We start from the raw sequence: 6959 nt of genomic DNA, 5'->3' as shown, positions 1-6959 counted from the left end.
ATTACCGCCGGACAGGTACCGGAGCGGGAACCCGCTCCGCGACCTTGGACGAGGCAGGTGCCGTGCCACCTCCCGCGTGCCACCCCTCCGCGTGCCCCTGGGGCGCATCGGCACTTCCCCGAACGCGAACGGAGCCAGACATGAGCCACCGCGTCACCTCGGTGACCCAGCTGTACGAACTGGTCAGTCAGGGCCGGATCGACAAGGCGGAAGCGGTACGCCTGGCCAGGCAGCTGCAGGAGGCCGGGCCCGCCCGGGCCGCGGTGACGCCGGGAGTCGATCCGGACGTGCTGGCGGACCGGGTCTGCGACGTCCTGGCGGACAAGGTCCGGCAGCTGCTCAAGGTCAGCGCCGACGACCTCGACGTGGACGTGGACCTCAGCGAGTACGGCCTCGACTCGGTGATCATCACCCAGCTCGCGACCACGGTGAACGACGCGCTGGGCACCGACATCAAGCCGACCACGATGTTCGACCACCCGAACCTGCGCGAGCTGGCCGCGCACATCGCCGGTGAGCACGGCGCCCGGCTCGCGGACCGCCTCGGCCTGCGTCCCGCCGCCGTCCCGGTGGTGAAGGAACCGGTCCGCGAGGTCCCGCGTGCCCCCGTGACACCTCCCCGACAGGTTCCCGCCGTGCAGGACCTGGGAACGGACGCGGTCGCGATCATCGGCATGAGCGGCCGTTTCCCGCAGGCGGACGACCTCGACGCCTTCTGGCGCAACCTGTCCGAGGGCCGCGACTGCATCAGCGAGGTGCCCGCCGACCGCTGGGACTGGCGGGAGCTGTACGGCGATCCCTTCGCGGAGGAAGGCCGCACCACCGTCAAGTGGGGCGGGTTCATGGACGGCGTCGCCGACTTCGACCCGGAGTTCTTCGGCGTCTCGCCCCGCGAGGCACGGCTGATGGACCCCCAGCACCGGCTGCTCATGCTGCACGTGTGGAAGGCGTTGGAGGACGCCGGTTACGCCGCGTCGTCACTGGCCGGCAGCGACCTGGGCATCATCGTGGGCACGGCCGGCACGGGGTACCAGCGGCTGATCGAGGAGAACGCGCGTGGCGGCGAAGGCGTGGCCGTGACGGCCACCGTGCCGTCCATCGGTCCCAACCGGATGAGCTTCTTCCTCGACGTGCACGGCCCGAGCGAGCCGGTCGAGACGGCCTGCTCCAGCTCCCTGGTCGCCCTGCACCGGGCGGTGTCCGCGCTGGAACGGGGGGAGTGCTCGCTCGCGGTGGCGGGCGGGGTCAACACGGTGCTCGTGCCGGACGGTCACATCAGCTTCGGCCGGGCGGGGATGCTCAGCGACGACGGCCGCTGCAAGTCGTTCTCGGCCCAGGCCGACGGCTACTCCCGGGGCGAGGGCATCGGGATGCTCGTGCTGAAGAGGCTGTCCGCCGCCGAACGCGACGGCGACCACGTCCACGGCGTGATCCGGGCGACCGCCGTCAACCACGGTGGCCGCGCCAACTCCCTGACCGCGCCGAACCCGAGGGCGCAGGCGGCGGTCATCCTCGACGCCCACCGCCGGGCCGGCATCGACCCGCGCACGGTCGGCTACGTCGAGGCGCACGGCACCGGCACGAAGCTCGGCGACCCCGTGGAGATCAACGGTCTGCGGGAGGCGTTCCGGGAGCTCTACGCCGACCACGGGGCCGAGGTCACCGGCAGCCACGTCGGCATCGGCACGGTGAAGACCAACATCGGGCACCTGGAACTGTCCGCCGGGGTGGCCGGCGTGCTCAAGGTGCTGCTGCAGATGCGTCATCGCACGCTCGTCGAGAGCCTGCACAGCGAGACCGTCAACCCGTACGTCGAGCTGGACGGCAGCCCGTTCTTCCTGGTGCGCGAACGGCAGCCCTGGGTGGCGCCGCTCGACGCCGACGGCAACGAGCTTCCTCGCCGAGCCGGCGTGAGCTCGTTCGGCTTCGGCGGCGCCAACGCGCACGTCGTCCTCGAGGAGTACCGCGCTCCCGCCGGGACGAGCGCCGAGCAGGGGCCGTTCGCCTTCGTGTTGTCCGCCAAGGAATCCACCACCCTGGTGGCCCGCGCCCAGCAGTTGCTCACCTGGATCGACGACCACGCGCCGTCCGACAGCGACCTGGCGAGCCTGGCGTACACCCTCCAGATCGGCAGGGTGGCGATGGCGGAACGACTCGCCTTCACCGCCGCGACCGTGGAGGAACTGCGGGAAGTGCTGCGGGCGTTCGTGTCCGGCGACGCACCGGGGCGCGTGCACAGGGGCAGCCCGCAGCCGAACGCGCTGTGGAAGGCGCTCGCCGCGGACGAGGACATCGCCGCCGCGATGGACACCTGGGTCGCCAAGGGCAAGCTGTCCCGTCTGCTCGAACTGTGGGCCGGTGGCTTCGACTTCGACTGGCGACGGCTGCACGGCGACACTCCGCCGCGCCGGATCCCGCTGCCTTCCTACCCGTTCAACCTCCGCCGCTTCTGGATCGCCGACAGCGCTCCCCGTGCTGTGGCCCGGTCGAGCGGCCCGAAGTCGCACGCGTTGAGCGGCACCGAGTTCTACGTGCGCGACCACCTCGTGCGCGGAGTTCCGGTCCTGCCCGCGGTCGCCTACCTCGAACTGGCGCGGGAAGCGCTGACCGGTGGTGAGGCGGGCGTGCGGCTGCGCGACGTGTGCTGGCTGCGGCCCATCGAGGTCACCGGGCAGTGCGGTGTCGAGGTGCGCCTCTCGGCCGGCGACGGCACGTTCGAGGTGAGGGTGGAAGGTGCGGACACGGTCCACGCCCAGGGCGTCGGGCAGGTCGACGCGGCGCTCGCCACGACCGCCGAGAAGATCGACGTGCAGGGGTTGCTCGATTCGTGCCCGCGCGCCATGGACTCCGCGGAGTTCTACGAGACCTACGAACGCCTCGGCATGAACTACGGCCCGTCGTTGCGCGCCGTGCGTTCCCTGCACCAGGGCGATGGCGTGGCGGTGGCGAGGCTGACCGTGCCCAGCGAGGCCGTGTCGCCGCTGGTGCTCAACCCCAGCGTGCTCGACGGCGCGTTCCAGGCCGTTCTCGGGGCGTGGGGCGGCGAGAACGACGGTGCCGGCCGTCTCGCGCTGCCTTTCGCGGTGCGCGAGGTCGAGGTCCGCGGCGCGACTCCGGCGGACGGCTGGGCCGTGATCCGCCGCGCCACCGAGGATCGCGGTGGTGACGTGCACCGGTTCGACATCGACGTCTGCGGCACCGACGGCCTCGTCCGCGTGCGGCTGCTCGGCTTCAGCATCAAGACCTTGCGGGCGCTGGCGGACGTCCGGACATGCCTCATGACGCAGGCGTGGGACGCCGTCAGCGTGGAGCCGGTCGCCCAGTGGCCGGCGGAGAACGACAAGATCGTGCTGTTCGGCGGCAGCGCGGAACACCACGCCGCGTTCCGGGCGATTCGGCCGAACACCGAGGTGCTGGACGACCTGACCTCGGCGTTCCCCGTCGACGCCACGCACGTGGTGGTGCTGGAGGCCGACGCACGCGCGGCGTTCCGGCTGGTGAAGGCGGTCCAGGCGGCCGGCGGTGACGGCAGGGAGATCGGCTGGACCGTGATCACCGAGCAGGCGCGGCTCCTTCCCGGCGACAGCGGGGCCGACCCGGCGGGAGCGGGCCTGCACGGCCTGTTCGGCTCACTGGCCCAGGAGTGTCCACAGTGGCCGGTCCGGGTCGTGGACGTTCCCGCGGGGGAACCGGTGCCGTGGAACGAGGTGCTGGAGCTGGCCCCGCAGCCGGGCGGCGCGCTGCTGGCACGCCGTGACGGCGAGTGGTACCGCCAGAGCCTGGTGGAGCTGGCCGAGCCGGTTCCGGCCGGACCCGCGCACGAGAACCTGCGCCCGGACGACGTGGTCGTCGCCATCGGAGGTGCGGGAGGCATCGGCGTCGTCTGGACCGAGCACCTGATCCGCCGGCACAAGACGCGGGTGGTGTGGATCGGCCGTCGTCCTCTCGACGACCGGATCGAAGGGCTTCGCACCAGGTTGGCGGCACACGGGCCGGCCCCCGACTACATCCAGGCCGACGCGACCGACCCGGCCGCGCTGCGCCGGGCCCGTGACGAGATCGTGCGCCGCTACGGCCCGGTGCGGGGAGTGCTGCACTCCACCATCGTGCTCGGCGACCAGAGCCTGGCGCGGATGGACGAGGAGCGGTTCGGCGCGAGCTACGCCGCCAAGGCCGACGTCGCGGTGAACATCGCGGAGGTGTTCGCGGGCGACCCGCTGGACTTCGTCGTGTTCTTCTCCTCGCTCCAGTCGTTCCTCACCTCACCGGGACAGGCCAACTACGCCGCGGGCTGCACGTTCGCCGACGCCTGCGCCGAGCACCTGGGCACCCTCCTGTCCTGCCCCGTCAAAGTGATGCACTGGGGTTACTGGGGCGGTGTAGGTGTGGCCGCCGACGAGGCTCACCGCGAGCGGATGGCCAAGGGCGGGGTCGCCTCGATCGAGCCCGCCGAGGGAATGGCCGCCTACGACACGCTCCTGGGCTGTCAGCGCTCCCAGCTGGCGATGATGAAGGTGACGAGCACCCGCGCGTTCGACGGACTTCTCAGCGAGGACGTGATCGAGCACGTCGCGCCCGTGCCGGCCGGCCTCGCCGGTCACCGCCCGGCGAGTGACGCGGCGGTCGAACCGATCGCCGGTGACGTGAGCAAGGCTCTGGCGGAATCGCTCGTCGACTACGTGCGGCACCGCGTGGCGGACGACCCCATGACCACCCTGCGGGTCCTGGAGATCGGAGAGGCCGGCAACACGGTGTTGCGTCACCTCGGGGCGTGGCGGGACCACCTTGAGACCTACTGCTACACCGGCGACTCCGAGGAGTTCCTGGAGACCGCCCGGCAGGAGTTCGGCGAGACGGCGCACTACTTCGAGACCCGCGTGTTCGACGTCGAGGAACCCCTTGCCGCACAAGCTGTTCAGGTCGGCGAGTTCGACGTCGTCGTCGCGACCGGGTTGCGGCACACCGACCACGACCCCCGCATCGCCCTGCGCAACATCAAGGCCGCGCTGCGCGCCAACGGGATCCTGCTGCTCACCGACGCGTCCCCGCAGGGCGGATGGCGACGGCCGCTGACCGAAGCGGGCTTCCGCGGAGTCTCCGCCGCCGCCGAGGACGCGTTCGGATGGCAGGTCCTCGTCGCCGAGAGCGACGGCGCCGTTCGTCAGCCGAGGACCGCGGCCGTTCCCGTCGAGGCGCCCGAAACCGTGCCTGCTCAGCACATCGAGGCCACGGGCACGGTCGCGGACCAGGTCACCTCACTGCTGGCCGATGTCCTCGAACTCGATCCCGCGCAGCTGGAGCTGGACGCGCCCCTGCGGCGCTACGGCTTCGACTCGATCTTCATGGCCCAGTTCCTGTCCCAGCTGAGGAAGCACGTCGACGACACCCTGTCGTTGGACGTCATCGCGGAATGCGAGTCGTTGCGCGATGTTCTGGCTGCTGTCGGCGCGACGTCCGCGCCCGTGCTGGCGGTGGAGGACCATCCGGAGCTCGTCCAGATGAACCGGGGCCGCGAGGGCAGGCCCGTCTTCTGGATCCACCACGGCAACGGGGGAGTGGAGTCCTACCGGCCGCTGGCCGACCGCTCCGGGCGCCCCTTCTACGGAATCCAGCCCAGGGGATGGGCCGGGTCCGGCGAGATCCTCGGCGGACAGGTGCCGATGGCCAGGCACTACGTGTCCCTCATCCGCGCCGTGCAACCGGAGGGCCCCTACGACATCGGCGGGTTCTCGCTGGGCGGCCTGCTGGCCTACGAGGTCGTGCGCCAGCTCCAGTTGCAGGGTGCGGAGGTGAACACGCTGGTCATGCTCGACTCCCTGGACGCCCCGGCGACCAACCAGGTCAACGCCATCATGCAGGGCGGCAGGACCGAGCCGGACGCGGTCGCCAAGGTCTCCGCGTTCCGCGCGGTCAACCTCGTGCTCGGCAACAACAGCCTGAACACCGAGGACGGCACCACCCCGATCCTGCACAAGGACGAGGTCGACCCGAGTCTGTCCTATCCGGACTTCTTCGACTCGCTCATCAAGGCCGCCCTGGCCGCCGGGATCACCAAGACCGAGGCCCAGCTCCGCAAACAGGTCACCCAGCTCGCCCGGTACTTCGAGGCGATGCAGAGCGAGAACTACGTGACGTCGCGGCTGCCACGGCGGGACTCGGTGTCCTGCCACTACTTCCGCAACCGCAGCGGCGAGTTCTTCGGTGAGTTCAAGGACTACATGGTGCTCTTCGACAACCCGGAGCTGCCCGGGATGGACGGCGTCGAGTACTGGCGCGACTGGAAGACCCAGATCGACGACTTCCGCGTGACCGTGGTCGACACCAGCAGCCACGCGGACGTGATGACCGCACCTCAGTCGCTGGACGAAGTGCTTCGCCTGTGCGACGAGATCTACGCGCACGACGCGGAAGCCGTGCAGCCGGCCGCGTAGGCCTGCCCGTCCTCAGTAACCCCCACTTTCAAGGAGCGCTTTGCGATGACCAACAGCAGGTTGTTCACCAGCGAGTCGGTGACCGAGGGCCACCCCGACAAGATCTGTGACGCGATCAGCGACTCGATCCTGGACGCGTTGCTGGCCAAGGACCCGCGCTCGCGCGTCGCCGTGGAGACGCTCGTCACGACCGGTCAGGTCCACGTCGCGGGTGAGGTCACCACCGAGGCGTACGCGGACATCCCGACGATCGTCCGCGAGAAGATCCTGGAGATCGGGTACGACTCGTCCGCGAAAGGTTTCGACGGCCACTCGTGCGGCGTGAACGTGGCCATCGGCGCGCAGTCCCCGGACATCGCGCAGGGTGTCGACACGGCGTTCGAGAACCGCGTCGAGGGCGCTGACGACGAGATCGACAAGCAGGGTGCCGGCGACCAGGGCCTGATGTTCGGCTACGCCTGCAGCGACACGCCGGAGATGATGCCGCTGCCGATCGCCTTGGCACACCGGCTTTCTCGTCGCCTGACG

Annotated in this window: 2 protein-coding genes; both read left to right on the top strand. The window is 70.5% G+C overall.

The window, feature by feature from the left end:
- Window positions 1–140: 140 nt before the first annotated feature.
- Entirely contained in the window at window positions 141–6431 is a 6291-nt protein-coding gene (locus SK854_RS34245) for an SDR family NAD(P)-dependent oxidoreductase (protein WP_319979271.1), read from the top strand.
- Between the two features lie 45 nt (window positions 6432–6476).
- On the top strand, window positions 6477–6959 hold a 483-nt coding region (locus SK854_RS34240; RefSeq protein WP_319979270.1), incomplete at its 3' end, for an S-adenosylmethionine synthetase N-terminal domain-containing protein.

The sequence above is a fragment of the Lentzea sokolovensis genome, from assembly GCF_033949975.1.
GTDB classification, from domain to species: Bacteria; Actinomycetota; Actinomycetes; order Mycobacteriales; family Pseudonocardiaceae; genus Lentzea; species Lentzea sokolovensis.
Note: the sequence above shows the minus strand (reverse complement) of the source record. Positions and strands in the feature narration are given on the sequence as shown.